This window comes from Arthrobacter sp. M2012083, assembly GCF_000281065.1.
Taxonomy (GTDB): Bacteria; Actinomycetota; Actinomycetes; order Actinomycetales; family Micrococcaceae; genus Arthrobacter.
The window spans coordinates 75,648-102,451 of the sequence record NZ_AKKK01000013.1 but is presented as its reverse complement, the minus strand read 5'-3'; the positions used below and the strand labels follow the sequence as shown (position 1 = coordinate 102,451).

At 60.4% G+C, this 26,804-nt stretch carries 23 protein-coding genes; 14 read left to right on the top strand and 9 right to left on the bottom strand.

Features of this window, described 5'->3' with window-relative positions; genetic code table 11:
* The first annotated feature begins 41 nt into the window (after positions 1-41).
* The 6 genes from A477_RS0108290 (at position 42) to A477_RS0108265 (ending at position 7,223) form a co-directional block, all read left to right on the top strand.
* Positions 42-1,670: an ABC transporter substrate-binding protein gene (locus A477_RS0108290; RefSeq protein WP_026005456.1), complete on the top strand. Its 1,629-nt coding sequence runs from the start codon at positions 42-44 to the stop codon at positions 1,668-1,670.
* Between the two features lie 127 nt (positions 1,671-1,797).
* Entirely contained in the window at positions 1,798-2,889 is a 1,092-nt protein-coding gene (locus tag A477_RS0108285; RefSeq protein ID WP_017198548.1) for an ABC transporter permease, read from the top strand.
* A gap of 2 nt (positions 2,890-2,891) precedes the next feature.
* Positions 2,892-3,893, top strand: coding sequence for an ABC transporter permease (locus tag A477_RS0108280; RefSeq protein WP_044568559.1), 1,002 nt, complete (start codon positions 2,892-2,894; stop codon positions 3,891-3,893).
* Entirely contained in the window at positions 3,890-5,596 is a 1,707-nt protein-coding gene (locus A477_RS0108275; protein WP_017198546.1) for an ABC transporter ATP-binding protein, read from the top strand. Before A477_RS0108280 ends, A477_RS0108275 begins: the two co-directional genes overlap by 4 nt.
* 199 nt (positions 5,597-5,795) lie before the next feature.
* Positions 5,796-6,185 (top strand): chorismate mutase, encoded by a 390-nt coding sequence (locus A477_RS0108270; RefSeq protein ID WP_017198545.1) that lies wholly within the window; start codon positions 5,796-5,798, stop codon positions 6,183-6,185.
* 3 nt (positions 6,186-6,188) lie between these two features.
* Entirely contained in the window at positions 6,189-7,223 is a 1,035-nt protein-coding gene (locus A477_RS0108265) for a uroporphyrinogen decarboxylase/cobalamine-independent methonine synthase family protein (protein ID WP_017198544.1), read from the top strand.
* An 11-nt stretch (positions 7,224-7,234) separates the two neighbouring features.
* On the opposite strand, the gene A477_RS0108260 is transcribed toward A477_RS0108265, so the two are convergent.
* The 6 genes from A477_RS0108260 to A477_RS22205 are packed head-to-tail and all read right to left on the bottom strand — an operon-like array spanning position 7,235 to position 13,302.
* Entirely contained in the window at positions 7,235-7,948 is a 714-nt protein-coding gene (locus A477_RS0108260; RefSeq protein ID WP_017198543.1) for a DUF4166 domain-containing protein, read from the bottom strand.
* Between the two features lie 36 nt (positions 7,949-7,984).
* A complete protein-coding gene (locus A477_RS0108255; protein ID WP_017198542.1) occupies positions 7,985-9,277 on the bottom strand; it encodes a DUF58 domain-containing protein in 1,293 nt (430 codons plus the stop codon).
* 32 nt (positions 9,278-9,309) lie between these two features.
* Positions 9,310-10,455 carry an AAA family ATPase gene (locus A477_RS0108250; RefSeq protein ID WP_017198541.1) on the bottom strand — a complete coding sequence of 382 codons (1,146 nt, stop codon included), beginning with the start codon at positions 10,453-10,455 and terminating at the stop codon, positions 9,310-9,312.
* A complete protein-coding gene (locus A477_RS0108245) occupies positions 10,452-11,654 on the bottom strand; it encodes a DUF4350 domain-containing protein (protein ID WP_017198540.1) in 1,203 nt (400 codons plus the stop codon). The genes A477_RS0108250 and A477_RS0108245 overlap by 4 nt, the downstream gene beginning before the upstream one ends.
* The gene (locus A477_RS0108240; RefSeq protein ID WP_017198539.1) at positions 11,651-12,289 is read right to left on the bottom strand and encodes a DUF4129 domain-containing protein; all 639 of its coding nucleotides are present in this window, start codon (positions 12,287-12,289) and stop codon (positions 11,651-11,653) included. Before A477_RS0108240 ends, A477_RS0108245 begins: the two co-directional genes overlap by 4 nt.
* Before the next feature lie 47 nt (positions 12,290-12,336).
* The gene (locus A477_RS22205; RefSeq protein WP_237715756.1) at positions 12,337-13,302 is read right to left on the bottom strand and encodes a DUF7847 domain-containing protein; all 966 of its coding nucleotides are present in this window, start codon (positions 13,300-13,302) and stop codon (positions 12,337-12,339) included.
* 570 nt (positions 13,303-13,872) lie between these two features.
* Between A477_RS22205 and mtrA the strand changes: the two genes are divergently transcribed.
* From mtrA to secA, 7 genes are all read left to right on the top strand, one after another.
* Positions 13,873-14,547, top strand: a complete 675-nt coding sequence (gene mtrA / locus A477_RS0108230) for an MtrAB system response regulator MtrA (protein WP_014922244.1) — start codon at positions 13,873-13,875, stop codon at positions 14,545-14,547.
* Positions 14,519-16,507, top strand: a complete 1,989-nt coding sequence (mtrB, locus tag A477_RS0108225) for an MtrAB system histidine kinase MtrB (protein WP_017198537.1) — start codon at positions 14,519-14,521, stop codon at positions 16,505-16,507. Before mtrA ends, mtrB begins: the two co-directional genes overlap by 29 nt.
* A 2-nt stretch (positions 16,508-16,509) precedes the next feature.
* Positions 16,510-18,222 carry an LpqB family beta-propeller domain-containing protein gene (locus A477_RS0108220; RefSeq protein ID WP_017198536.1) on the top strand — a complete coding sequence of 571 codons (1,713 nt, stop codon included), beginning with the start codon at positions 16,510-16,512 and terminating at the stop codon, positions 18,220-18,222.
* A gap of 668 nt (positions 18,223-18,890) precedes the next feature.
* Positions 18,891-19,328, top strand: coding sequence for a ComF family protein (locus tag A477_RS23995; protein WP_353579768.1), 438 nt, complete (start codon positions 18,891-18,893; stop codon positions 19,326-19,328).
* A 153-nt stretch (positions 19,329-19,481) separates the two neighbouring features.
* On the top strand, positions 19,482-20,210 hold the full coding sequence (gene hpf, locus A477_RS0108210; RefSeq protein WP_026005453.1) for a ribosome hibernation-promoting factor, HPF/YfiA family: 729 nt from the start codon (positions 19,482-19,484) through the stop codon (positions 20,208-20,210).
* 29 nt (positions 20,211-20,239) lie between these two features.
* Complete coding sequence (locus A477_RS0108205) at positions 20,240-21,532, top strand: winged helix-turn-helix domain-containing protein (protein WP_017198533.1); 1,293 nt, start codon at positions 20,240-20,242, stop codon at positions 21,530-21,532.
* A gap of 42 nt (positions 21,533-21,574) precedes the next feature.
* Positions 21,575-24,316, top strand: a complete 2,742-nt coding sequence (secA, locus tag A477_RS0108200) for a preprotein translocase subunit SecA (protein WP_017198532.1) — start codon at positions 21,575-21,577, stop codon at positions 24,314-24,316.
* Between the two features lie 96 nt (positions 24,317-24,412).
* Here the strand turns inward: secA and A477_RS23690 are convergent, their stop codons facing one another.
* Both A477_RS23690 and A477_RS0108190 read right to left on the bottom strand, forming a co-directional pair.
* Complete coding sequence (locus A477_RS23690) at positions 24,413-24,835, bottom strand: Rv3235 family protein (protein ID WP_237715755.1); 423 nt, start codon at positions 24,833-24,835, stop codon at positions 24,413-24,415.
* A gap of 155 nt (positions 24,836-24,990) precedes the next feature.
* The gene (locus A477_RS0108190; RefSeq protein WP_017198530.1) at positions 24,991-25,767 is read right to left on the bottom strand and encodes a LysM peptidoglycan-binding domain-containing protein; all 777 of its coding nucleotides are present in this window, start codon (positions 25,765-25,767) and stop codon (positions 24,991-24,993) included.
* Positions 25,768-25,916: 149 nt separating this feature from the next.
* Here A477_RS0108190 and A477_RS0108185 point away from each other — a divergent pair, with 149 nt between their 5' ends.
* Positions 25,917-26,504, top strand: a complete 588-nt coding sequence (locus A477_RS0108185) for a hypothetical protein (protein ID WP_017198529.1) — start codon at positions 25,917-25,919, stop codon at positions 26,502-26,504.
* Here A477_RS0108185 and A477_RS0108180 read toward each other — a convergent pair.
* Positions 26,501-26,722: a helix-turn-helix domain-containing protein gene (locus tag A477_RS0108180; protein WP_026005452.1), complete on the bottom strand. Its 222-nt coding sequence runs from the start codon at positions 26,720-26,722 to the stop codon at positions 26,501-26,503. The genes A477_RS0108185 and A477_RS0108180 overlap by 4 nt on opposite strands.
* Positions 26,723-26,804: the final 82 nt, after the last annotated feature.

Here is a 26,804-nt window from a genome sequence, read left to right as displayed (position 1 = left end):
CACGGCGGCGCGCCGAATCCATCGAACAGAAGGTTCACCAGATGGCACTGAACAAGAAGGCCCTGCACGGCGTTATCGCGCTGGCGGGCATTTCCGCGCTCGCCCTGACGGCATGCACGGGTCCCTCCGGCGGCGGTTCATCATCCGCCCCGGCTGCCGCAGGCCCCATCGCCTACGGCACTACTGACAAAGTCACGTCGCTGGATCCCGCAGGCTCCTATGACAACGGTTCGTTTATGGTGATGAACCAGGTCTACTCATTTCTGTTGAATTCCAAGCCCGGCGGTGCGGAGCCCGTTCCCGACCTCGCCGAATCGTCGTCGTTCACGGCGCCGTCGGAATACACCGTCAAGCTCAAGTCGGGGCTCAAGTGGGCCAACGGGCACACCTTGGACTCCAAGGACGTCAAACACTCCTTCGATCGGCAGGTGGCAATCAACGATCCCGCCGGACCAGCCTCGCTGCTGACCAACATCGAAAGCGTGAGTACGCCCGATGCCACCACGGTGGTATTCACATTGAAGAATGCGAACGACCAAACTTTCAGCCAGATCCTCAGCAGCCCTGCCGCGCCGATCGTGGACGATGAAGTCTTCCCGGCCGACAAGATTCTTTCGGACGACGAGATCATCAAGGCGAACGCGTTCTACGGCCAGTACACGATTGACAGCTACAAAAAGAATGAGCTGGTCAGCTTCAAGGCCTTCGCAGACTACGCCGGCGCTCTTGGCAAGCCCGCCAACGATGCTGCCACCATCAAGTATTACGCCAGCCCCACCAACCTGAAACTCGAAATCCAGCAAGGCGCCATTGACGTTGCCTTCCGCAGCCTGAGCGCCACGGATATCGACGACCTCCGCAAGGACTCCAAGGTCAAGGTCCTCACCGGACCGGGTGGCGAGATCCGCTACATCACCTTCAACTTCGACACCATGCCGTACGGAACAAAGGCAACCGGCGCAGACCCTGCAAAGGCGCTCGCAGTTCGCCAGGCCGTGGCCAACCTCGTTGACCGCCAGGCCATCGCTGACCAGGTATACAAGGGCACCTACCTGCCCCTGTACTCCAACGTTCCGAGCGGATTCCTCGGCGCCAACGAGTCGTTCAAGGACGCCTATGGCGACGCCGGAAAGCCAAGCCTGGACAAGGCAAAGAAGGTCCTGACCGATGCCGGCATCACGGAACCCGTCGCACTGAACCTGCAGTACAACCCGGATCACTACGGCGGATCTTCCGGCGATGAATACGCAATGGTCAAGGAGCAACTGGAAAAGTCCGGTCTCTTCACCGTCAACCTGCAGTCCACGGAATGGGTCACTTACAGCAAGGCCAGCCGTGCCGACGAATACCCGTTGTTCCAGTTTGGCTGGTTCCCGGACTTCAGCGATTCCGATAACTACCTGACGCCGTTCTTCCCGGAAGGCGGCTTCCTGAAGAACCACTACAACAATCCCGAGGTCAATGAGCTCATCGCCAAGCAGCTCACGGACGCGGACAAGACCAGCCGCGAGGCTGCCATCAAGGATGTCCAGAATGCCCTGGCCAAGGACATCTCCACCCTGCCCCTGCTCCAGGGCGCCCAAGTGGCGGTAGTGGGAAGCGGAGTGAACGGCGTCGAGAAGACGCTGGACCCCTCCTTCAAGTTCCGCCTCGGAGTAATTTCCAAGTAACCGCACCTTTGTGAAGAAGGGGAGGCGGGACACTGATCCGGTGTCCCGCCTCCTTTGCTGACCACCCACGTGGCCGGCTCGCATGAGACAACCCCGCGCAATCCACGGGCAGGAAATGCAGGTAACAATGACAACACTTATTGAGGTTCCCGAGGCTGAGCCCGGCATCGTTGCTCCCAAGAGCAAGTCCAAAGCCGGGGGAGGGCTGGGCAGATACATCGTGGTCAGGTTTTTCCTGATCATCCCCACCGTCTTCATATTGGTAACTCTTGTCTTCTTCCTGATGCGGGTCATTGGAGACCCCATCACGGCATCGCAAGGCGGACGACTTCCCCCGGACGTCCTGGCCCAGCGAATACAAGAGGCCGGCTACGATCGGCCCGTCCTGGTCCAGTACTTCGAATACTTGGGCCAGCTCATCACCGGCAATTTTGGCAGCACCATCACCGACCGGCGGCCAGTGGTGGAGGTACTTGCCACCTTCGGTGCAGCCACACTCGAGCTGTCGATCAACGCACTGATCGTCGCGCTCGCAGTCGGCATCCCGTTCGGGCTCATCGCCGCGCAGCACCGGGACAAAACTCCTGACGCGTTTCTGAGGTTCTTCGCCATCCTCTGCTACGCCACGCCCGTATTCTTCTCCGGGCTCCTCCTCAAACTCACGTTTTCCGTGTGGCTTGGGTGGTTCCCCGTGGCCGGTCGGGCCTCTACCCGGACGGAACTGACCATGAGCGGCCTGGCTGCACCGTCAGGAATTTACTGGCTGGACGCAATACGCAGCGGCAACTTCGCAGCTCTGGGAGACATCGTTGCCCACGCGGTGCTCCCCGCAGTAGCCCTCGGATTGTTGACCGCCGGCGTCTTCCTGCGACTGGTGCGCACCAACGTCATCGGCACGCTGGGAAAGGATTACGTCGAGGCCGGGCGTTCCCGCGGTGTCAGTGAATTCCGCCTGGTGACCAAGCACGCCTACAAGCCGGCACTGATTCCCATCATTACAGTCATGGGCCTGCAAATTGCCCTGATGCTGGGCGGCGCCATTCTCACCGAAACAACGTTCGAGTGGAAGGGCCTGGGGTATCAGCTGGTGCAGTACCTGAACGCGCGCGACTTTGTGGCCGTCCAAGGAATCGTTGTGTTGCTGGCCATCATTGTGGCCGTCACGAACTTCGTGGTGGATATCATTGCCGCGCTCATCGACCCTCGAGTGAGGTACTGAACATGAGCACTTCCCAAGTGACCCGGCCCAAGCAGCCCTTGTTCTCAAGGCTGCCCGTGATAAGCCACCTGAAGAAAAGCGTAGGACTTCAGCGAGGCATGCTTATTGTGGGCGTTGTCCTCAGTGGACTCTTCATCCTTACGAGCATCTTCGCGCCTCTCCTTGCCCCCTATGGCTACTCCCAACTCAGCGATGCATACGGTTCGTTCCCAACCCAGGAAGCTCCGAACTCCAAGCACCTGCTGGGAACGACTGTCGGCGGCTACGATGTCCTTTCACGGGTGATCTGGGGTTCCCAAACAGCGGTGACGGTCATCGTAGTGTCTGTGGCGATGTCCCTGTTCCTCGGCGTCGCCCTTGGTCTGCTCAGTGGTTATTTCGGAGGGTGGCTGGACAGGATTCTGGTGGTAATAGCGGATGCCATCTATGCGTTTCCCACCCTGCTCCTGGCAATCGTCATTTCCATCGTGATCAGCCGGGGACAATCCAGTTTCTGGGGCGGCATCTTCTCTTGTGCTTTCTCCATAACGGTGGTCTTTGTCCCGCAGTACTTCCGGGTCATCCGGGCAGAGACCATTCGTCTCAAGGCCGAGCCGTTCGTAGAGTCGGCCAAGGTACTGGGGGCTTCCAGCATGCGCATCATTGGGAGGCACATCTTCAAGAACGCCACCAGGACCCTGCCGCTCATGTTTACCTTGAACGCTTCCGAGGCGATCCTGACGCTCGCTGGCCTGGGCTTCCTTGGCTTCGGCATCGAGCCCACATCAGCTGCTGAATGGGGGTTTGACCTCAACAAGGCACTGGCGGACACCTCCTCCGGTATTTGGTGGACGGGCGTCTTCCCCGGGATCGCGATAGTCCTCACCGTCCTGGGACTGACCCTCGTGGGCGAAAGCATCAACGACCTCAATGACCCCCGGATCCGTGGGCGCAAACGCGCGGGCAGGACGCCGGCACCAACAGCAGGAACGCCTTCAAACCCGGCAGAGGCAGGCAAGCCATGACCACCAACCTTGGAAATATGTCAGATCACGCCAGCACCGAGCAGCCTGTACTAACCATCGATCGACTCCAAGTCACCTTCGCCACTGATGGCGGGGACGTCCACGCTGTCAAGGACGTCAGCCTGGAAGTTGGAGCCGGTGAAGTAGTGGCCATCGTGGGGGAATCCGGCTCCGGCAAAACCGTGACAGCCAAAACCATCCTGGGCTTGCTTCCGGAAACTGCTATCAGCTCCGGTGCCGTGGTAATCAACGGCAACAACGTCATCAGCGTCAGCAAATCCACGCTTCGCAAAATCCGTGGCAGGGATGTCGCAATGGTGTTCCAAGAGCCTTCCACAGCCCTGAACCCGGTCTTCACCGTGGGCTGGCAGATTGCCGAAGGTATCCGGGCACACGCTGCGGACGGCCGTCGCATCTCCGCCAAGGAAGCCAAGCACCGGGCAACCGAGGCGCTCCGCAAAGTAGGAATCCCGGATCCTGAGACGCGGGTCAACTACTACCCGCACCAGTTCTCAGGTGGTCAGAAGCAACGCGTGGTCATAGCTGCGGCCTTGGCGCTCAACCCGGGACTGATCGTTGCGGATGAGCCCACCACCGCGCTGGATGTCACGGTCCAGGCAGAAATCCTGCAGCTCCTGCGCGACCTGAGGGACAACTATGGAACCTCAATCGTGCTCATCACGCACAACATGGGAGTAGTCGCAGATTTGGCCGACCGGGTTGTGGTCATGTACCAGGGCGACGTCGTGGAGGAGGCTCCTTCCCGGGTCCTGTTTGCTGAACCCCGGCAGGAGTACACCAGGAAACTGCTGGCCGCAGTGCCGCACCTCGGACGGAACTCGGCATCAGAGGGTGCCCGTGGCCGGCTCCACCAGGGGGGCAAAATCCTGGTTGAAGCAAAGAACCTCACCATTGAATACCCCGGGCGTTTCGGCAGACACGGGTTCAAGGCCGTGGACAACGTCAGCTTCACGGTGTCGGAGAATGAGGTTTTCGGACTGGTAGGGGAGTCCGGCTCCGGAAAGTCCACCATCGGACGGGCCATTGCGGGCCTGACCCGAACCACCGGCGGCAGCCTGAAGGTTCTTGGGTACGAGATGCTGGACTTCAAGGAACGTACTTTCCGTCCGCTCCGCAAGGAGATCGGCTTCGTTTTCCAGGATCCGGCGGCGTCCTTCAATCCGCACCTCACCATCGGCGAGTGCGTCGCAGAGCCGCTGCTTATCCACACCAAGCCGGGTGCCGCTGAGACGAGGAAAAAGGTAGGTAAGCTGCTCGAATCAGTCCAACTGCCGGCGTCGTACGCGGAGCGCTACCCTCACGAGCTGTCCGGTGGGCAGCGGCAGCGCGCATCCTTGGCGAGGTCGCTGGCACTCAACCCCCGCCTCCTGATCGCCGACGAACCCACCTCCGCCCTGGATGTCTCGGTGCAGGCCAAAGTGCTGGACCTGTTCAAGGACATACAGGAGCAGTACGGCTTCGCGGCTCTATTCATCAGCCACGACCTCGCAGTAGTGGACATGTTGTCCCATTGGGTTGGCGTGCTGTACAAAGGCCAGCTGGTGGAGCAGGGGATCGGAAACCAGGTGATGGGCTCACCGCAGCATGATTACACCAAGAGGCTCATAGCCTCGCTGCCGGTGCCGGACCCGGACGAACAAGCACGACGGCGGGAAGCGCACCGCACTCTGCTTGGCGGCTAGATAGCTGCTTGGCGGCTGTCATCCGCGGGAATCCGCACAACGTGGAGAAGGTACGCCCCTCACTGTGACGGGCGTACCTTCTCCACGTTAAGGGATGCGGCAATCGGCGTGGTCATGGTTGATGTGCCCGTGCCCGTGCCCGTCCTGGCCGACAGGTAACACCCACGGCGGAACCGCCCCACACCATAGACTGGTGTGCATGACCGAGCAGAACAACGCCCTTCCCGATGACGTCGATTCCTTCAACCCGGCAGCGAGCTCCCTGGCCGGCCAAGTGGACCGTGCAGTCATGGATGAGCTGTTGTCCATTCGGTCCAGCATCGACAACATTGACGCAACACTGGTCTTCCTGCTCGCGGAACGCTTCAAGGCCACCCAGAAGGTAGGCATCCTGAAGGCCACCCACAAGCTTCCTGCCGGAGATCCGGGCCGCGAATCGGCCCAGATAGCCCGCTTGCGACGGCTCGCCGAGGATGCGCACCTTGATCCAGCCTTCGCAGAAAAATTCCTCAACTTCATCATCAGCGAAGTGATCCGCCATCACGAGGCAATCGCCGAGGATCACCAGATTTCCAGCCAGCAGGCTTGATCAGTGGCGGAAACGGTTAATTTGCGCGCCAGCGCCACCGCACTGGGGCCGTGGCCTGGAAACGACCCCGCGGAAGCAATCCGGGTAATTCGGGGTGAACTAGGGGATCCGCATCTTCCTTTCCTGCCCGAACTGCCTGATCGAGGGGTGGGCTCGGATGCTGTCGGTAGGACCGGCTCCTTGTTGATCGACCTGGCAATCGACGTCCAACCGCACGGCTGGCGCTTGGTGGACAAGCCCGGGAAGGATGCCCAGCGGGCCCGCTCGGCTCTCTCTACTGACATCAATATTCTGGCCGACATCGCTGGTGCCGAGGATGTCGCTGCAACTGAGTTGAAAATTCAGCTGTTGGGCCCCATGAGTCTTGCTGCCAATCTTTACCTGCACAATGGCGAGCGGGCACTTCTCGATTATGGCGCTCGAAGGGATATAGCGGAATCCTTGGCCGCCGGCGTCGCGGGACACCTCAACCGCATCGCCACGGCTGTCCCGGGTGCCCGTTTGGTGGTTCAGATTGACGAGCCGGACATTGCCTCGATCATGGCCGGCACGATCCCGACGGCGAGTGGCTACCGAACGTTGCGGTCCATCTCCGGGGACGAAGTGACGGGCGCGTGGCGAGTGGTGATCGAAGCCCTCAAGACCGCGGGCGTCGTCGAGACCGTGGTCTCAGTACCGGAAATCGAAGCTCCCATCGAGCGAATCCTCGCAGCGGGAGCCGACGGCGTCGCGGTGCCCCTGAAAGCCCTGACGACACGCCAATGGGAGCAGCTGGCTGTAGTGGTCGAGGACGGAAAACGCGTGTGGGCCGGTGCACTGTCCACCAGCGAGCCACAGGCGCAACTGCCGCGCACCGCCGAGGTTGTCGAAAGCATCTGGAAGCCCTGGCGGCAGCTCGGGCTTCCCGCCTCAGGCCTGTCGGGACTCCGTGTCACTCCCTCTACGGGGCTGGCGGCCTTCAAGCCTTCAACGGCCAAGGACGTGCTCACCAGACTGACCCAAGTGGCTGACGGACTGGACCAGCTGGCTCAGGGCTGACCGCGAAAGCGTCAGATTCTCTCTTCCCAGCGGTCTGGTTCCGCGTAGCGGGGGAGGGAGGTGCCGGGGGCAGCTCCTGGCAGATAAGGTGCCAAGCGATAGTCGAAGCGTCCTGCATATACAAGGACCAAGCCGATCTGGGGCTGGATGACTTTGACTTGGATGCGGTGCTTGCGCTCCGCGCTGTCCCACCACTGCTCCGCGTAGGCACGCGCATCAAGTGCGTTCGGCAACGGTATTCGCAAAGGGCCGAGGAACAGCCTGCTTGCGTTGGACACGCCACGGAGGCGGCCCTCCGAGGTAACGCTGACATCCAGGTCGGTGACCAATCGGCGGTAACGCCCCACGTGGTCCACCAAATGGGCATTTCGATGGTCGGAGCCATTCATGACGGCGCTCGTCGTATCGTGGAACAGCCTGGTACCCGAGGGGAAATAGATCTCCCTGCGGGCCGTCAGGGCCGGTCGTCCGAAAGGATCCAGGTGGGCGTGGTTTTCGATCCGGAACGGAATGCCCTCACCGTATTCAGGAAAGAAAGCCTCCTCGCTCCCTGTCAGTGCGAGTAGTGGCCGCAACCACTTTTGCCGGCACCCCACAACGTCAAAAACTCCTTCGCCGATTCCATACGATCCGGAGCCGGCAGCCAACGAAAAATACTCCTGGAGCTCCGGGGTGAGCCGGCCGAACTCGTCACCGAGTGCCAGCTGGTAGATGGGGGTATTCATTGCGGTCCTTCCTTGTACCTGACATTGACCCTGGACCTAAAGCCTTCCGGCTGCTTTGAGCCGGATGTAGGCGTCAGCGAGCAGGGGAGGAACATCGTGGGGTTCGGCATCCACCACTTCGGCTCCAAGTTGCCGTAGTTGGGCGGTCACCGCGGAACGCTCCAGCAGTGCACGTTCGGCGGCGGCTGCTCGGAAAACCTGGCTGGCCGTGGTTCTTTCTTCTTTCATGGCAGAGAGCAGGGGATCCCGAACCGAGGCCACCACCACAACGTGTTGGCGCGACAATTGCGCCACGGTGGGGAGGAGTCCTTCTTCGGGGGCACCGCCGTCGAGCGCCGTGAGGAGAACCACCATGGAACGGTGCGCCGACACGGCCCGTACCTGCGCCGGAACCTGCTGCCAATCGAGTTCGATCAGTTCAGCTTCCAAGGGGGCCATGGCTTGGACGAGTTGACCCAGCAGATTGCCTTTTGTGGCCGATTCAACGCGTGCGCGAAGTCGCCGATCATAGGCGAGGAAGTCCACGCGATCGCCTCCGCGCTCGGCCAGCACTGCGAGCAGCAGCGCCGCCTCAATTCCCGTATCGAGCCGGGGTTCATCCTCGATCCGGGCGGCGGCTGTGCGTGAAGTATCAAGCACGATGACCACACGCCGGTCGCGTTCCGGGCGCCACGTCCGTACCACCACCGAAGTCCGTCGCGCGGTGGCTCGCCAGTCGATGGACCGGACATCGTCGCCGCGGACGTAGTCGCGCAGTGAGTCGAATTCGGTGCCGGCCCCACGGATCTGTACGGCGGCCCGGCCATCCAGCTCCCTGAGCTTCCGAAGTTTGGAAGGAAGATGACGCTTTGAATGGAACGGGGGGAGGACCCGCAGCTGGCCAGGTAGGCCGCGGGTCCGCTGCCTTGCGGCCAAACCCATGGGGCCGAACGAGCGGATGGTCACGTGGGGGCTCTTGAGGTCGCCGCGACGCCGGGGAATCAAGGTCACAGTCAGGCGGCGACGCTCGCCGGACGGAACTACCAAGGACTGTGAAGGGTTCACTGCGCCGGCGGACGGCTGCCACGAGTCTTTTACCTCGGCACGCAGTTTGCGCTGCGTGCCATTGGTGACAATGACAACGGAGTCCACCTTGCCCTCGAGCGTCACGTTTCCAGGTTGCATGCGTTCCAAGGCAAGCTTCGCGGGCGAGGCTGCCAAGACAAGATCCATAACCAGCAAGAGCAGCAGTCCCAAGGCCACGAACAGGACGGTGCTCCACGCGGGAAAAAGCACCAAGGGCGCCAAACCCAGAAGGGCCAGCAACACGAAACGACCAGTAATCGCCACTCAAACCCCTTCGGCCGACGGTGGTCGGGAGATCACCGCGGCACCGGGACGGACGCCAGGATACTGCCCAGGACATCGTCCACTTGGATGCCGTCCATTTGAGCCTCCGGACGCAGACCCACCCTGTGCCTCAGGCACGGCAACGACAAAGCCTTGACATCGTCCGGAGTCACGAAGGACCTTCCGGACAACCATGCCCATGCTTTGGAAGTGTTGAGCAGTGCGGTGGCTCCACGGGGAGAAACGCCGAGTTGGAAAGAAGGAGCAGACCGCGTGGCGCGCACCACGTCAACAATGTACGCGAGGATTTCCGGAGCTACGGCCACTTGCGCGACAGCAGCTTGGGCATTGGAAAGCTCGACGGCGCCCGCTACAGGCCGTACGCCGGCTGCAGACAGGTTCCGGGGATCAAAGCCGCTGGCGTGGCGGCGGATGACTTCGATCTCCTCTGCCCGTCCAGGTAGTGGCATGGTCAGCTTGAGGAGGAACCGGTCCAGTTGTGCCTCCGGCAAGGGATAGGTGCCTTCGTACTCCACCGGGTTCTGGGTTGCCGCCACAATGAACGGGCTCGGAAGGGGACGGGACACCCCATCCACCGAAACCTGGCGTTCCTCCATCGCTTCCAGGAGCGAGGCCTGGGTTTTGGGCGGAGTCCGGTTGATCTCATCGGCCAGCATGATGTTGGTGAAAACCGGGCCCTCGCGGAAAGTGAACTCAGACGTATGGGAGTCATAAACCAGTGACCCCGTGACGTCGCCGGGCATGAGGTCAGGGGTGAACTGGACGCGTTTTGTGTCCAGGCTCAGCGCGGTGGATAACGCCCTGACCAAGAGGGTCTTGGCTACGCCGGGTACACCTTCCAGCAGAACATGCCCGCCGCAAAGCAGGGCGATCAGCATACCCGTTACGGTAGGGTCCTGACCGACCACGGCCTTGCCCACCTCTGCCCTGACATTCAGCAGTGACTGCCGCGCCGGATCCTCACCGGACCGGCGCTGTCCGTTGTCTGCGTGCCCGGTATCCTGGGGCGCACCCTGGTGGGTAACGTCCCGCGGGCTACCGTGTTGCAGGCTAACGTCCTGTTGCGATGTATCGGGCTGCAGTCCATCCGGGCGAGGCGTCGTACCTCCTGCGAAGTGGTTGTTGCTGTCCGTATAGCTGTTTGGCTGGCTGCTCATCGGGCGGTCGCCTCCTGTTCGATTCGTTCGATCTGTTGTGCCCACTGCACCAGTTGTCCTTCGCTTTCCGGCATGAAGTCGATCAAGACGAATCGGACTTCCTGGGCCGATTGCGCCGCATGGCGGGCTGTTGCGTCGACTATTGCCTCGGGGGTGGTGTCGGCGCCGAGGTTGAAGTGCCGCGCCAAACGTGACAGGGAGCCTGCCCTCAAGTTGTCGGCTGCCCGCCCCACAGCCCGCGAATCCTGGTAAAGGCGTGCCCGGCCTTCCGCTGTTTCAACGGCCTTGACCACCACGGGCAGCGGCTCGAATACGAGAGGGGCCATGCGCCTGCCCCGCCAAGCGATGGCCAACAAGGCTACCAAGCCCAGCCACGGGCCAGCGAAGGCCAGCCATCGCGGCGCAAGCTCATTCAGTGTGGGGTTTGAATTTGAGGCGGAGATATCGCCGACGCCCGGGATGTACCACACGAGGTCCGCGTTGTTCCCCAAGGTACGCAGGGCGAGGGCAGCATTGCCCTCCAAGGCGAGGTGTTGATTGTCCAGAAGTTCCCTGCTGCCCAGGACGATGACCCGCCCATCGGCTGATGCCGCATACAAGCCGGGTCCGTCCTCGCGGGTGGGATAGCAAACCACCGGCCCTGAAAAGATGGAACCGTGTGCGGACACCCTGCCCGCTACCCTTGCGTCTTCCTGTTCACAGGCGGGTTCGATGACCTGCGTTGCTTCTGGAACCACACCGCCGGGCCGGATCCCCTGATCCAGGCCGTTGAGTGTCCTCAGCCGTGGAGTAACCACCACAACCCGATCGGCTGCTGCAGTGATTTCTTCCAAGTGGGACCGGTCAAGAAAGCCCTGTGCGTCAAAGAGGAGGACCGTTGCTTCATCCTTGGCTGACAGCGCATCCAAAGTGTCCTCGAACGTATCTGTCGGGGTGACGGCCACGCCGTGGCGTGCGAGGATTTCGGCTGCGGCCATGGCCCCGTCCGGTGCTGGATTCCGTGCCGAGAGCCGTCGGGAATCCGTTGCGCCGGAGACGCTGTCGATGGCCAGGAAAGTGACCAAGCCGGCAAGCAGGCCGCCGAGGGCAATCCATATCAGGTGTTTCCGGAACCATGCCCTGAAACGTTGACCCACGGAACGTCCGTCGGAAGCGGCATTGCCGGTATTCAGGGTGGTACCTTCCAAGGTAGTGGTCATCGTGGTACCGCAAATCCGGGGTGGGCTTGTCCTGTGAAGTCGGGCTTAAGCTCAAGAAGATCAGCATCCAGTTGGCGGACGGACTCATAGTCCGTGCGTGTTGCGGCCTGTTCGCCGTACCGCACGGCGTCGAAAACACCGGCAGCGGCGAGCAGCCTGACTTGGGTCGAAGCGAAAACCTGGCCCAGTTGACTGGCTGCTTCGTCTGCCGTCCTGCCCGCTCGAGCATCAATGATGTCCCGTTCTTCGGCCGATCGGACAAGCGCGCGAAACTGATCGACGACGGCGGCTGGCCAGTTGCCGCCGTCGGCTGCAGTCGCCGCCCTCCTCCGGTAGCCCTCGGCGTCGACGCTCTGGTCTTCTCCATAGAGATCGCCGGGTTCTTTTGTTCTCCGGGCGTTGAGCCTGGGCTTGATGACCACGATGGCGCCAATGATGAGGGCTAAAGCCAAAACCACAATCAACGGGACAGCAAGATTGGGTCCGGTCCCCGGTCCGTCACCTTCCAACGACGCCAACCAGTCAAGGAAATCGCGCCATAACTGGTCCAGCCAGCCGGGCCTTGCATCCGGATATCGGGGATTCGATAGCTCCTCGACAGCCCAACGCCGTGCTTCGTCACGGTCTGGTTCCACCGGCGGTTCCATGAAAGCCAACGGTGCAATATCTATCGCGGGGACCCTCATGCGGGAGGCCGCTGCCCATGGGGAGCAGACGGAAACTGCCCGCCATCAGGTGGCCAAGTGGTGTTTCGGGTCAAGGTGGATGGACCGCCGGGAATCCCGTCAGGATCGGCACCTGTTTCCATGATCCGCATCAGTTCAACATCCAGGCCATCGCGACGCATCCGAAGATCCATATAGATCAAGCTGGAAACGGACGCTTGAAAGGCAAAAGTCACGGACCCCACCAACGCCCCAATCGCTGTGGAGATCACAGTGGTCAAAATCAACGTGGAGGTCATCGAGTCGGGATCAGGGTGGGGAGCAACTACTCCACCAATGGCCGCGGAGGCCAAGGACACGGGAATTTGCACAATCTGGGCGATGATTCCCACCATGATGGCCACCACCAGGGTGATGCCGAAGATTCGCCACCAATTGTTCTTGGTCAATCGCCAGGATCGGAGCAATCCTTGGAAAACGCCGGTCTGCTCCACCACGATCGCTGCAGGAGCCAGCATCAACTTCAGGCCGATCCAAACGAAGGCCACAAAGAAACCCAGCCCCAGTGGCAGGACAATGAGCAGGGCACCAGGTCCCAAAGCAGTGAACAACAAGATCGCGACCCCGATTACTGCGGCAGCTGCGAGCAGGCCGCCCAGCGTCAGCAGCGCGGCAACGCCGAGGAGCGGCAGGATTCTCGGGCCCGCAAGCTTCCACATTTGCTTGAAGCCTGTCCGGCGGTTGAGAACCGAGCGGGAGACCGGGACAACCAGGACTCCTTGGAGGACAGAACCCAGGAAACCGACCAGCACGGAAACGCCCAGGGTGCCGGCCATAAAAGCGAGGAACGGGCCCATCGCATCGGCCAGCTCTGCTTCTGAACTGACAGATTCCAGGGAAGTCGACAGTTGGAGCATCCCAACGGTGACGAGGCCGATGAAGACTGCTCCGATGGCTTGAACGATCAGCGCGGAGCCAAACATCGAGGCAGCATTGCGGCGGATCGTCTGAAAGGAGCCATCAAGTATCTCGCCGAACTGCAACGGACGCAGGGGAATGACTCCTGGCTTTGGGGGAGCGACATAGAGGGGCTGCCCATACGGTGGCCCCGGAGGCCATCCCGGAGCAGCCTGGCTTGGATGGTTCTGCCCGCTGCTCTGCGGTGGCGCCCATCCTGGAGGGCCTCCCCACTGCGGCTGGTTTCCCCACTGTGGTTGGTTTCCCCACTGTGGTTGGTTTCCCCACTGTGGTTGGTTTCCCCACTGTGGTTGGTTTCCCCCAGCGGGTTGACCGCCCGGCGGCGGATTCTGGCCGTGCTCTGGTTGTGACACGATTCCCTCCCCATAAGATCCGGCCCGCCGACTCCCGACGTCCCCCACACGGACCTTCGCACCCAGCCTATAGTCCCGCCGTCGTCCCTCATAGCCTGCAGCCCATGCTGCCACCGGGGGCGCGGTAACAGCAGGTGCAGTACGGTGGAAGTGCCTTGGGGGCGCCATGCCGTGCGCCGTGCCCAACGGGACAAAGACTTGGTGATAAGGGAATATATAAGTATGAAGGCACGCATTCTGGTAGTTGACGACGACGAAGCACTCGCAGAGATGATTGGAATCGTCCTGCGCAACGATGGCTTCGAGCCGGTGTTCTGCGCAGACGGCGGCCAAGCTTTGGAGGTCTTCCGGTCCTCAAAGCCGGACCTGGTGCTGCTGGACCTGATGTTGCCCGGCTCCGATGGCATCGAGGTCTGCCGGCAGATCCGTGGCGAGTCGGACGTCCCCATCGTCATGCTGACCGCCAAGTCCGATACTTCAGATGTCGTTCGCGGCCTTGAGTCCGGCGCCGATGATTATGTGCCCAAGCCCTTCAAGCCCGCTGAACTTGTAGCGCGCGTCCGGGCCCGGTTGCGGCCGGGCGATCAGAAGGCCCCCGAAACCCTGCGTATCGCAGACGTGACCATCGACGTCGCAGGTCACTTGGTGACCCGTGGCGGAGAGCGGATCTCCCTGACGCCCCTGGAGTTCGATCTCCTGGTTGCGCTGGCGCGCAAGCCGTGGCAGGTATTCACCCGCGAATTGCTCCTCGAGCAGGTGTGGGGATATCGCCATGCCGCTGACACGCGACTGGTCAATGTCCACGTCCAGCGCCTGCGCTCAAAGATCGAACGTGATCCGGAAGCGCCCGAGGTCGTTTTGACGGTGCGTGGTGTCGGATATAAAGCAGGTTCCTGAGTCCCCGGTCGGCAAGACCGGCGAGGGACTGGCTCCTCAAGCTCCCGATCCGGCCGGTGTCCAACAGGTGGCCCCGGCACAGTCGGTGTCCCCTGAACATCCTGACGCGTCCCCTGAGCAACCCGATGCGTCCCCTGAGCAACCCGCCCGGGAGGCCAGGGACCTTTCGTGGCTTCTGTCCCGGGCGCGGATCTGGACACGGCGCGGATTGATCCTGGTCCTTCGAGTTTCGCGACTCGTCGCCATTGGCGTGCGGCAAATAAGACCAGGGCTGCGTTTCGTTTGGCGTTCCTTGTTGAGGCGCTGGCGGCGGTCGTTGGAGTTCCGCACAGTCCTGACCACATTGCTGCTCGCTGTGACGTCGTTCGCGATTGTGGGCGCATACTTGTCCAACCAAATCGCCAACAACCTCTTCCAGGAGAGGCTGGCACAAGCGGAATCCGAGTCGCGCTTTAACGTCAAGCAAGTCCAGGACACGTTCGACGGCGCCCAAGTCACCGACCAGTCAAGCGTCATCACCTTGGTCTATGACACCTTGACAGCCGTGGAAGGCCGGGGCTCTGTCATCCAGCGCAGATATGTCTTCGAAGCTGCACCGGAGCAAACCAAACCACGTAACCGCTGGGTCGAATCGCGCGCTTCGGACCAGCTGACGGTTCGGGTCATTCCCCCGGAGCTGCGTAAGGCTGTTCAAAGTGGCGGCAAGCAGCAGTTTTGGGCCTCCACGCAGTTCCCGGTTGGGAACGAGGACAGGCCCGGTATCGCCGTGGGAAACATGGTCACCTTCAACGGAACTGCTTACGAGCTATACCTGATCTACGACCTCAATACTGCCCAACAAACGCTGGACGAGATCCAGAACGTCCTGTGGGCAGGCGGTGCGGCTCTCGTCCTTATGATTGGTGCCATTGCCTGGTACGTGACCCGTAACGTCGTCAGTCCGGTCAGCCATGCCGCCGTCGTATCGGAAAAGCTTGCTGCCGGCCAACTACAAGAACGAATGGTTGTTAAGGGAGAAGACGAAGTCGCCAGACTGGGCGCTTCCTTCAACCACATGGCTGCAAGCCTGCAGGAACAGATCACCCAATTGGCCACGTTGTCTCAGATGCAACAACGCTTTGTCTCTGATGTGTCCCACGAACTGCGTACCCCGCTCACCACGGTGCGCATGGCGGCCGAAGTCCTGTTCGACGCGCGGGACGATTTCGATCCCATGAACAAGAGATCGGCGGAGTTGCTGTACCACCAGGTTGAGCGCTTTCAGTCGCTGCTTTCGGACCTGCTGGAAATTTCACGATTCGACGCTGGCGCCGCCGTGCTGGATGCAGAACCACAAGACATTTTCCAGGTGATCTCGCACGTTATGGAAGGTGCGGCACCGGTGGCCGCGGAGTATGGTTCGGAGGTCCGGCTGAACGCCCGGCAGAAGAGCATCATCGTGGAGATGGACTCCCGCAGGATCGACCGCATTCTCCGCAACTTGCTGCTCAATGCACTCGAACACGGCGAGGGCAAGCCTGTCCATATCTCTGTCGCGGCTAACCATGAAGCTGTTGCGGTGTCAGTAAGGGACCACGGCATCGGAATGACCCAAGCTGAGGCTGCCAGAGTCTTCGACCGCTTCTGGCGGGCAGATCCTGCACGCGCCAGGACCACCGGAGGAAGTGGCTTGGGCCTTTCCATCGCAGCCGAGGACACCAAGCTTCATAACGGCTGGCTTCAGGCTTGGGGCCGAAAGGGTGCCGGTTCCAACTTCCGATTGACGCTTCCGCTGCGGCAAGGAGGCACCATTGTGAAGTCTCCGCTTCAGCTGGAGCCTGCGGACATAGGATTCCCCGGGGCGGCAAGCGAAGGGCAAATGCTGGTACTGGGCCAGGATTCCGGAGACACTCCGCAGCCGACTCCATCTGCCGGCGTGAAGCCTGCGCCTGACGACGGTGGAACAGGGGAGGAACCGTGAGAATGTTGCGTCCCGGGCGTACGAGGGCAGTCGTCGCGCTGTTGGTTGTGCTGATGGTCATGCTGGCTTCCTGCGCGCAGATTCCCCGCTCCGGCCCAGTCGGTAAAAGCAAGGACGAAGGCGCCGGCAACCCCAACGCGCCGGTATTTTTCCCCGCTGCACCGCGGGCCGGTTCCAGTCCTGAGACTGTGATCGAGGATTTCTATATGGCTGGCAGCGGCTACGAGGATGATTATCCTGTGGCTCGTCAGTACCTGACGCAAGCGCAGTCTGTCACGTGGAAGCCGGACAAACGTGCCATCGTTTTTCGCGAGGCACAGGTAGTCAAAGCAGCGGGTGAAAACGAATACCTCTACGAACTCGATCTCGCGTATTCGGTGGATGCGGACGGCGTTGCGACCCAGTTCCCTCCGGGTACCAAAGAGACCATTCCGCTAACGCTGGAGCAAGTGGAAGGAGAATGGCGGATTTCGAAGGTGCCCGATGGCACCGCCATCCCCGAGGAGACATTCAAGGTTATCTACGGGGCAAACCCCATCTACTTCTATGACCCGACGTTCACCTACGCAGTACCGGACTACCGTTGGTTCATTAAGAAGAACACAGTCAAGTCAATGACCAGCGCCCTGCTGGCCGGCCCCGCCCCCTACCTGCGAGGGGCAGTGGTCAGTGCTTTCCCATCGGGAATGAAGCTCGCCCGCGAATCTGTTCCGGTTGTCTCCGGCGCAGCGCAGGTAGACCTCTCCGCCAAGGAGCTTTTCGACGCCTCTGCAGAGGACCGTCAAAGGATGCAAAACCAGCTGGCACTGACCTTCCGTAGCCAGCCCGATGTCATCAATGTTCAACTTCGCGCCGATCAGGATCTGGTACGCGTGGAGGACAACGGTACTGTTTTGCCTCCGGTGCTGGATAAGAGCGTTCCTGCCCGCCAGATCGCAGTGAACAACGGCGACCTGGTGCGGTACGAGAACAACAGGATTACTCCATTGCCGGATATTCAATCGGTGGCCGGTCTGGGACCCCACTCGCCTGCTGAGTCGCCGGTGTCCCAGACAGCCGCTTTCCTCAACGGCGATAAAACCACGCTTTATTCCATCGAACCGGGGCAACCTGCGCGACAACTAACTACCAGAAGTACCCTCACTGGTCCTTCCTTCAGCCCGAACGATTGGGTGTGGACAGCAGGCCCTGGTGCCAACGGGGCAGCCGAAGTTGTGGCTTACAAGCCCACAGGCACAGCTCCCGGTACCGGCGTTCCCAGCGTCACCATGACGCCGGCCTGGCTAACGGGACGAACAGTCAAGGATTTCAGGGTCTCCCGGGAAGGGACCCGGGCGCTGGTCATTTCCGAGGCAAACGGTAAGTCCGCTGTGCAGATTACGGGCATTGTCCGGAACCCCGACGGCGTTCCAAAGGACCTCACGCTTCCCATCACGCTGCTGAGCAATACAGCCGCCGATCAAGGTGCCTGGGTCAATGGCTCCACGGTGGCCGTGATGTCCGGTTCGGCCACTTCGACGGTGGTTCCGGAGTTGCTGTCACTGGCATCGGGTGAACCGCAGCAGTTGGCACCGTGGGACGGTTTGACCAGCCTCAGCGTAGGAAACGGAGCAGAGCAGATTTACGGTCAGTCTGCTGCCGGCATCTTCCAACGCGTCGGAAACGGCTGGGAGCTTCAGCTAAAAGGACCCACAGAACCGGCATTTCCAGGCTGACCTCTGTGTGCCGGAGGTTCCGGTCCATGGATTCACCCCGATTGTTTATGCACATAGCGAGCCGTGTGCCTTCCGCGGTGAAGACCAGACGGTAAAGCTGAAGAGTGACCTTTTCAGTCTTCAGCGCATGGTTCCGTCCACGGCAAACCCGGCAAAATGTCGACCCTGACCTTAATCCGCTTGAACCTGACAGGGCTCGACGCCGGGCCCCTAACCAACGAAGAACCGTCCGGGTCGTCGTCGCATTGCAAGCAGCCTGGGTTGACCTTCTGACTGTGCTGATTCCCGTCGACTGTGTCTGCTGTGAATCGGAAGACGCGGTACTTTGCAGCAGTTGTGCAAGGAAGGTCCGTCAGCTGTGCAAGCAGCCGTTCCGGGCCGAGCAGGAGTCGCCGGCTTTGGTTGATGTGGACGGCACGGCAAAGATCGAAGTGGTAGCAGCGGGGGCATACCGGGATGAGCTGGCGCGGTGCCTACTCTCTTTCAAGCACCATGGTCAGTGGCGGCTTGCGGCCGTTCTGGCTCCTTGCCTTGGCAAAGCCGTGGAGACTGCCATCGGTGGCCGGTCAGGTTATTGGCTTGTCCCCGTTCCCAGCAGCGGGAAGGCATACCGCAGGCGCGGATTCAGTCCGGTACATCTTCTGCTCTTCTTCATACGCGTGCGCCGGATGCTGCCGTTTTGCCCAATCCTTGACGTGCTGGAGAGGCGGGGAGAGCCGTCAGTGCTGATGAGAGCGGGCCCCCAAGCCGTCCTGAAAGTGGCAGCCCGGCTTTTTGGAGAGGTGTCAGGACGTGCCCCTGTGGAACGTGGGGGCGGTGGCCAAAAGGGGCTGGGAAGAGGCGAACGTGCTCGCCGGGTCCGAGGATCCATGAGGGTGCGCAGAGGAAGAGGCAAAGAATTGAGGGGCAGGAGATGCATTCTCGTTGACGATGTTCTCACCACCGGGGCGACCCTGGCTGAGGCAGCGCGGGTGGTCACTCTTGCCGGCGGCGAAGTCTCCGGCGCTGTCGTGCTCGCGGCCACGAGGCCACCAGCCTACGCCTCCGTCGCCGCACACGACCACCCCATGCAGTCATCAAGACTCAATCAAAAAATAAGTGGCTAAAGGATGAATAACGGGTGCCAATGAACTAACGTCGGTTGTGGGTACCAAGAACAGATGTACCTGTCGATAGCGGCTCGGAAAGGGGCTCGACTGTCCGTCAGACAAGCCCCCAACAGCGTCGTTGTCGTGTCACCTGAGTTATTGGAGGGCACCATGGAGTTCATGATCAGCGGACGAAATCTGACAGTTTCTGACCGCTTTCGCGAATATGCCGGCGAAAAAATCTCAAAGATTGAATCGCTGGGGGATAAGGTCCAGCGGGTTGACGCCAAGGTTTCCAAGGAAACCAATCCCAGGCAGACGCCTGGCGAACTCACCGTTGAAGTGACTGTCTTGGGCCGAGGCCCCGTTATCCGTGCCGAGGCCACAGCCGCTGACAAGTTTGCTGCCTTCGATCTCGCGTACAACAAGCTGCTTGAGAGGCTTCGTCGTGCGAAGGACCGCAAGAAGGTGCACCACGGCCGCCACACGCCTAAGGCTGTGCGGGAAGCCACGGCAACACTTGAGCCAGCCAGTGCGAGTGAGCCGCTTTATGTAGAAGCAAGCAACCACCAGGAGTCCGCGCCGCAGGCAGACGAGCGGTCACCCTATGACATTGAGAACGATATTCCGGCCGGTGACTCTCCCGTCCTGATCCGCCGGAAAGTTTTCCCCGCAGCATCGCTGACCCTTGATGATGCTGTGGACAACATGGAGCTCGTCGGACACAACTTCTACCTGTTCCTGGACAAGGAAACCAACGCGCCGTCGGTTGTTTATCGGCGCAGTGGCTGGACCTACGGTGTCATCACCCTTGACTCCACATGCGAGCCCGGCGAGGAAGCCGTGGAAGAAAAGATCCATGCCTACCGCTCCGATGATCAGGCCGCCACGGCCAAGTAAATCCGCAACCTAAGCACGAAGGGACTTCAGTGACCGCTTCGCTGAGCCTGTCACAGGCACGGCGGATCGCATTGGCAGCTCAAGGATTGGCAAAGGTCCGGCCCACCGGCCCCGTGACTTCACGGGCGGTGGGCCGGACCTTTGCCCAACTGCAGCTTGTCCAGATCGATTCAGTTAATGTGGTGGCACGAAGCCACTACCTTCCGTTCTTCTCCCGACTAGGTAACTACGATCGCCTCATCCTGCAATCGATGGCAGGCCGCAATCCACGCAAAATGATGGAGTACTGGGCGCACGAGGCAAGCTTTATCCGCCCGGAGCACTTTCATGACTTGCTCGTGTGGCAGAAGCGGGCCTGGGTAGGAGCCCATGGCCTGGATCCGGCCGTACGTCAGGATATGGAGGATCGAATCCTGGACGCCCTCACTGTGGGACGCCCGATGACAGCATCCGAACTGACTGCAAAGCTCGGGCACGATGAAGGCCTGGAACGCGATAATTGGGGCTGGAACTGGAACATCGTCAAGCGCGTGCTGGAGCACCTTTTCGAAGAAGGCCGAATATCCGCTGCTTCGCGAACATCGCAATTTGAACGCAAATACACCCTGACCTCAAGGGTAATTCCGCCACACGTCACGCCGTCCGGGGTCGACGCCGAAGCGTCCCTGGATCGTCTGATGGAAGCAGCCGCCCAAGCCCACGGCATTGGCACGGTGAGGTGCTTCTCCGACTACTTCCGTACACCCCTGAAAGCAGGTGCAGGCTCCGTTCAACGATTGGTCCAGGCCGGCCGCCTTGAGCCTGTTGTGGTTCGTGGATGGGACAGGGAAACATACAAGCATGTTGACGCCAAGCTGCCACGAAAGGCCGCGGGCCGCGCGCTGCTGAGTCCTTTCGATTCCTTGGTCTTCGAAAGACGGCGACTCGAGGAGCTGTTCGGATTCCACTACCGGATTGAGATTTACACCCCCGCCGCCAAGCGACGGTTTGGCTACTATGTTCTTCCATTCCTGCTCAGGGACGCCATCGTCGCCCGAGTGGACCTTAAAGCGGACCGCGCATCCGGTCAGCTCCTGGTGCGTTCCGCTTTTCGTGAGATGAACGCGCCGGTGGACACCGCCGTCGAACTTGCCCAAGAACTTAGGCTCATGGCTACATGGCTCGGCCTTCAGGGAGTGGTGGTGTGGCCAGTAGGGGACCTTGCCGGAGCGCTTTCCGAAGCGGTGGCAGAAGATCATGTTGCGTCGGATCAAGGCGTCCAACCGGCCAGTCCGCTCAGAGGGGAACGCGGCAACGTGGCGCTGGTCTCTCCCGTAGACTGAAACAGCCAGAATTCGGCAGCATGAGACTGGGAGCAATTTCACGTGGCATCACTAATCGAAAAACTTCTCCGCACGGGTGACAAAAAGACACTCAAGACACTGCGGAACTATGCCGATTCCATCAATGCCCTGGAAGACACCTTCAAGTCCTTCTCGGACGCTGAAATCCGCGAGGAAACGGACCGGCTAAGGTCCCGCCACCAAGATGGCGAATCCTTGGAAGCCCTCCTCCCGGAAGCCTTCGCCGCTGTGCGCGAAGCCTCGTCCAGGACCTTGGGGATGCGGCACTTCGACGTGCAGCTCATGGGTGGCGCTGCGCTGCACCTGGGCAACATCGCGGAAATGAAAACCGGTGAAGGCAAGACCCTTGTTGCTACTGCGCCTGCGTACCTTAACGCTCTTTCCGGCAAGGGTGTCCACGTTGTCACGGTGAACGACTACCTTGCCGAGTACCAGTCCGAACTCATGGGCCGCGTCTACAGGTTCCTTGGTCTTTCCAGCGGTTGCATCTTGTCCAACCAGGACCCCACCGTACGCCGGGAACAGTACGCCGCTGACATTACGTACGGCACCAACAACGAATTTGGCTTCGATTACCTGCGCGACAACATGGCTTGGGACGCGAGTGAGCTCGTCCAGCGCGGCCACAACTTCGCGATCGTGGATGAGGTCGACTCCATTCTGATCGACGAAGCGCGTACTCCGCTGATCATTTCCGGTCCCGCGCAAGGCGACACCAACCGGTGGTACAGCGAATTTGCCAAAGTCGTCCTTCGTTTGCAGCCTGACGTCGACTATGAAGTCGATGAGAAGAAGCGGACCGTGGGCGTGCTTGAAGCCGGTATTGAAAAGGTAGAGGACTACCTTGGAATACAAAACCTCTACGAATCTGCCAACACCCCGCTGATTGGCTTCCTCAACAATGCCATCAAGGCCAAAGAACTTTTCAAGCGGGATAAGGACTACGTCATCCTCGACGGCGAGGTCTTGATCGTTGACGAGCACACCGGACGCATCCTTGCCGGACGGCGCTACAACGAAGGCATGCACCAGGCTATTGAGGCCAAAGAAAACGTCGAGATCAAGGCGGAGAACCAGACTCTCGCCACGGTGACGCTGCAGAACTACTTCCGCATGTATTCGAAGCTGGCCGGCATGACGGGTACGGCCGAGACTGAAGCCGCTGAGTTCATGAGCACCTACAAGCTCGGTGTCGTTCCCATTCCCACAAACCGCGATATGCAGCGTATCGACCAGCCGGACCTCGTCTACAAGAACGAGGTGGTTAAGTTCGATGCTGTTGTTCAGGACATCGCGGAACGTCACGAGAACGGCCAGCCTGTGCTGGTGGGTACCACTAGTGTCGAAAAGAGTGAGTACCTCTCCAAGCTCTTGGCCAAAGAAGGCATCCGGCACGAAGTACTGAACGCCAAGAACCACGCAAGGGAGGCGTCCATCGTGGCGCAGGCCGGGCGAAAGGGCGCGGTTACAGTGGCAACCAACATGGCGGGCCGCGGTACTGACATCATGCTCGGCGGCAATGCCGAATTTACTGCCATTGCCGAACTTGCCAAGCGCGGCCTTGATCCTGAGGAAAACTCCGAAGAGTACGAGGCCGCATGGCCTGCGGCGCTCGCCGCAGCCAAACAGGCAGTCAAGGACGAGCATGAAGAAGTTCTGGACCTTGGCGGACTTTACGTACTTGGAACCGAGCGCCACGAATCCCGCCGTATTGACAACCAGTTGCGTGGACGTTCCGGACGGCAAGGCGACCCCGGCGAATCCCGGTTCTACCTTTCTCTGACAGATGACCTCATGAGGTTGTTCAACTCAGGTGCGGCCGAACGTCTGATGAACAGTTCGGTGCCTGACGACGTTGCGCTTGAGTCGAAGCTGGTTTCCCGGGCAATCGCCTCCGCGCAAGGCCAAGTAGAGGGCCGCAACGCCGAGCAGCGTAAGAACGTCCTCAAGTACGATGACGTCCTCAATCGTCAGCGTGAAGCCATTTATGGCGACCGTCGTCGGATCCTTGAAGGCGATGACCTGCACGAAAAAGTCCAGTACTTCCTGGAAGACACCATCAACGCACTCATTGACGCCGCCACCTCTGAGGGATCGGGCGACGACTGGGACTACAACCAGCTGTGGGCGAACCTCAAGACCTTGTACCCGGCAACAGTGACTGCCCAGGAAATCATTGACGAAGCCGGCGGTAAGTCCAGGGTCACGGCGGAATTCCTGAAGGAGGAAATCCTCTCTGATGCCCGGCTCGTTTACCAGGCACGCGAAGAGGCAATCGGCTCCGAGAGCATGCGTGAGCTTGAGCGCAGGGTTGTGCTCTCCGTCCTCGGACGCAAGTGGCAGGAACACCTCTACGAGATGGACTATCTCAAGGAGGGCATTGGTCTTCGTGCAATGGCCCAACGCGATCCTTTGGTGGAATACCAGCGCGAAGGGTTCGTGATGTTCCAAAGCATGATGGAAGCCATCCGTGAGGAGAGCATCGGTTTCCTCTACAACCTCGAAGTTGAGGTAACGCCCGCCGAAGACGTGGTGGTGGCGGACGATTCTGCCGCTGGCGCACACACCGAGCATCACGACCCGAAAATCCGTGCGGCAGGCCTCCAAGCGCCGGAAAAGCCGGCGCAGCTGCAGTACACCGCTCCAGGTGAAGATGGAGCAACCCAGACACGCATTGAGGGCCGGACTTCAGGACGCTCCGGCAATCCTGCGAAAGCGGCAAGCCAGGACCAGCGCAAGCAGGCCAAAAAGAAGCGTCGCTGACCGGTCTCGTGAGGCGGTCAAGAAAAGGGTGAACCCAGGCTGATTGTCCAGGGTTCACCCTTTTTGTCTGCCTCGAGGCAATTTCTTCCGCTGAATTTATCCAATTTCCAGCGCGGTAACCTGCCAAACTCCGTCCAACCGCTCCAGCCTCATGGCTACGGCACGGCACCGTTGCTCTTCCGCCACTACGATGCTTGCCTCGCAAATGGATTCGGATATTGAACAGACCCGAACAGAGCGGACCATGGGGCTCAGGTGGGGCTGCGGATTACCCCTTGTTCTGGCTGCGTGTTTTCGCGTGAGGGCTGCTCGATGCTGGAGGGACAGGTAGCACTCCGAATCCAGGGAGCGGGAGAGTTGTTGCAGTGGACGGGTGCCGGCCAGAACCTCCAAAGCTGCCTGCGCGATGCTCCGTGCCACAAGCCGGACATCGACGTCCGGGCCTCCCGGGCCGTATGTGGGGGTTGTGCGCTTTGTGCTCCGGCGGCTTGCTGGTCGGTTCGCAGTTGCAACGGTCATGGTCATACCTCAGGCATTCACTACATGAGCTTCAGCGTGGGGACGCATTGCTCGGTGGCTTCTGCTGGGATGACGCCAGGAATCGGCTTTGATAGGTGGAGGCTGGCCCCTGAGCGGGCGGGTTTGTGGAAATGGCGGGCTCGAGCCCTTGACTGCTAGCCCGATGAGGGCGGCTGCAGAACCTGTCCTGGAAGCAGCACGGCCGGGTTACTTCCGATGGTTTCGCGGTTGGCGGCGTACCACTTGGGCCAGATCAGAGCGACGTCCACGTCAGTTGCGAAGGGTCCCAGCCTGGACGCCGCAATTGACCACAACGAGTCACCATCCTTGACGATTACGATGGCGTCGCCCGATTGGGTCGATGAACGTGAGGACTGGCGGCTCAGAAGTCCTGGATCAACCACCGGAGGCTGAGGCTGCCATCGTGGACTAATGGCTCGACTGCTGGCCTTGTCGTTGTCGCCTACAGATTCCAGAGTGGAGAAGGCATGCTCCGCGGAAGCGGGGTTCCACGCTGGCTGCGCGTGGGCCGTGTTACCTGGGGAAGCACTGTGCCAACCCGGTACAGGCGGGCTGGTATCTGCTTGAGCGACCCCTGCGCCCAGAAGGTTCAGGCTCGCGACCGCCACGGCGATTCGCAACATAAAGCCAGGGCTGAACTTCGAAAGCGAGTCGGCACGGTTCCTGTGCCCTGCCTGGAGCAGTAGCGACGCCAGGAAGGCGATGAACAACGAGAGCGCCCACCAAATCACTATCGCAATCCCGGCAGCACAGGCAACAAAACCGAGAAAATGTTCAAAAGTGGATCTTTGGTTAAGTCGCTCAGCGGCTCCCCACTGTGCAAGGAGCAGGTTTCCGACAAGAATCAGGAGCAGTCCCAGACCAAGAACAGACGCTGCGATGCTGGAGTCACTGCGCAATGTTCGTGCCATTCAAAGCCCCCAAGCTTTATTTGGTGTAATTTGATGTACTTTGACTTTCTTGACCCCATTTTGAGCACACCTGCTTCATCTTGTCCAATCGCGAAATTTCTTTCCGCGGCGGATTAGCCTTGCTTCTCCCTGCAGCCTAGTCTGACTACATGAGATGGGACTCTCTTTTCGGCGATCTGGAAGCACAATTTTCTGCGCGGCGTGCCCTGGAGGAGGAATCTGAGATTACAGATCGGGCCAGGGCTGAGCTTGCAGGAATCGAACTAGGTGATCGCCTGCGCGGGGCCGCTGGTGCCGAAGTCAAGATCGTCCTGGTTGACGGCAACGTTATCCGAGGAGTGCTGGGTCGCGCGGGTAACGGGTGGCTGGTCCTGACCGACGGGGCGCGACAATGGCTGGTGCCTTACAACTCGGTGCTCTCATACCAAGGATTGGGGAGAGTGGCATTGAAGCCTTCGTCACGGATGCAGCAAACAATGGGGATGGCCTCAGCACTGAGGGCGCTGTCAAGGGACCGCTCTGAACTGATAGTTCATCTGAAGGTGCGGACGGGTGACGGGTACAAGCTGCATGGAGTCATAGACAGGGTGGGGCGTGACCACTTTGACCTCGCAGTGGTTCCGCATGGTGAAGTACGCCGAGCCGGCAATATAGCCGCGGTCCTGACGATCCCTATCAGTTCAATGGCAGCGCTTTGCTCCGGGGGGAGTCAAGACTTCAGGGGTAGCGGCAGCTAAGGCTGGTTAACTTTGTTCTTCGCCTCTTCGATCATGCGGCTGGCCTCTGCGTAGCGATCCTCGATGTACTGCTCAAGCATCTTTTCCTCGATGCGCCATTGTCCCCGCCCTCCTACCTGTATGGCCTTCAGTTCGCCGCTTCTCACGAGGGCATAGGCCTGAGGCGAATTGATTTGGAGTTGTTCGGCAACATCGGCAAGGGTCAGAAATCGGGGCATGGCTTCATTTTGCCACCGTTGTTCCCTTTTGGTGTAGTTATCCACAGTTTCGGCCTGTTTGAGGCCAATGGCTTTGAACCTG

Excerpts from the sequence above, each read along its gene's own strand:
- A477_RS0108290 (WP_026005456.1), top strand. The coding sequence starts at position 42 with ATGGCACTGAACAAGAAGGCCCTGCACGGCGTTATCGCGCTGGCGGGC.
- A477_RS0108285 (WP_017198548.1), top strand. The coding sequence starts at position 1,798 with ATGACAACACTTATTGAGGTTCCCGAGGCTGAGCCCGGCATCGTTGCT.
- A477_RS0108280 (WP_044568559.1), top strand. The coding sequence starts at position 2,892 with ATGAGCACTTCCCAAGTGACCCGGCCCAAGCAGCCCTTGTTCTCAAGG.
- A477_RS0108275 (WP_017198546.1), top strand. The coding sequence starts at position 3,890 with ATGACCACCAACCTTGGAAATATGTCAGATCACGCCAGCACCGAGCAG.
- A477_RS0108270 (WP_017198545.1), top strand. The coding sequence starts at position 5,796 with ATGACCGAGCAGAACAACGCCCTTCCCGATGACGTCGATTCCTTCAAC.
- A477_RS0108260 (WP_017198543.1), bottom strand. The coding sequence starts at position 7,948 with ATGAATACCCCCATCTACCAGCTGGCACTCGGTGACGAGTTCGGCCGG.
- A477_RS0108250 (WP_017198541.1), bottom strand. The coding sequence starts at position 10,455 with ATGAGCAGCCAGCCAAACAGCTATACGGACAGCAACAACCACTTCGCA.
- A477_RS0108245 (WP_017198540.1), bottom strand. The coding sequence starts at position 11,654 with ATGACCACTACCTTGGAAGGTACCACCCTGAATACCGGCAATGCCGCT.
- A477_RS22205 (WP_237715756.1), bottom strand. The coding sequence starts at position 13,302 with ATGTTTGGCTCCGCGCTGATCGTTCAAGCCATCGGAGCAGTCTTCATC.
- mtrA (WP_014922244.1), top strand. The coding sequence starts at position 13,873 with ATGAAGGCACGCATTCTGGTAGTTGACGACGACGAAGCACTCGCAGAG.
- A477_RS0108220 (WP_017198536.1), top strand. The coding sequence starts at position 16,510 with ATGTTGCGTCCCGGGCGTACGAGGGCAGTCGTCGCGCTGTTGGTTGTG.
- A477_RS23995 (WP_353579768.1), top strand. The coding sequence starts at position 18,891 with ATGCTGCCGTTTTGCCCAATCCTTGACGTGCTGGAGAGGCGGGGAGAG.
- hpf (WP_026005453.1), top strand. The coding sequence starts at position 19,482 with ATGGAGTTCATGATCAGCGGACGAAATCTGACAGTTTCTGACCGCTTT.
- A477_RS23690 (WP_237715755.1), bottom strand. The coding sequence starts at position 24,835 with ATGACCGTTGCAACTGCGAACCGACCAGCAAGCCGCCGGAGCACAAAG.
- A477_RS0108190 (WP_017198530.1), bottom strand. The coding sequence starts at position 25,767 with ATGGCACGAACATTGCGCAGTGACTCCAGCATCGCAGCGTCTGTTCTT.
- A477_RS0108185 (WP_017198529.1), top strand. The coding sequence starts at position 25,917 with ATGAGATGGGACTCTCTTTTCGGCGATCTGGAAGCACAATTTTCTGCG.
- A477_RS0108180 (WP_026005452.1), bottom strand. The coding sequence starts at position 26,722 with ATGCCCCGATTTCTGACCCTTGCCGATGTTGCCGAACAACTCCAAATC.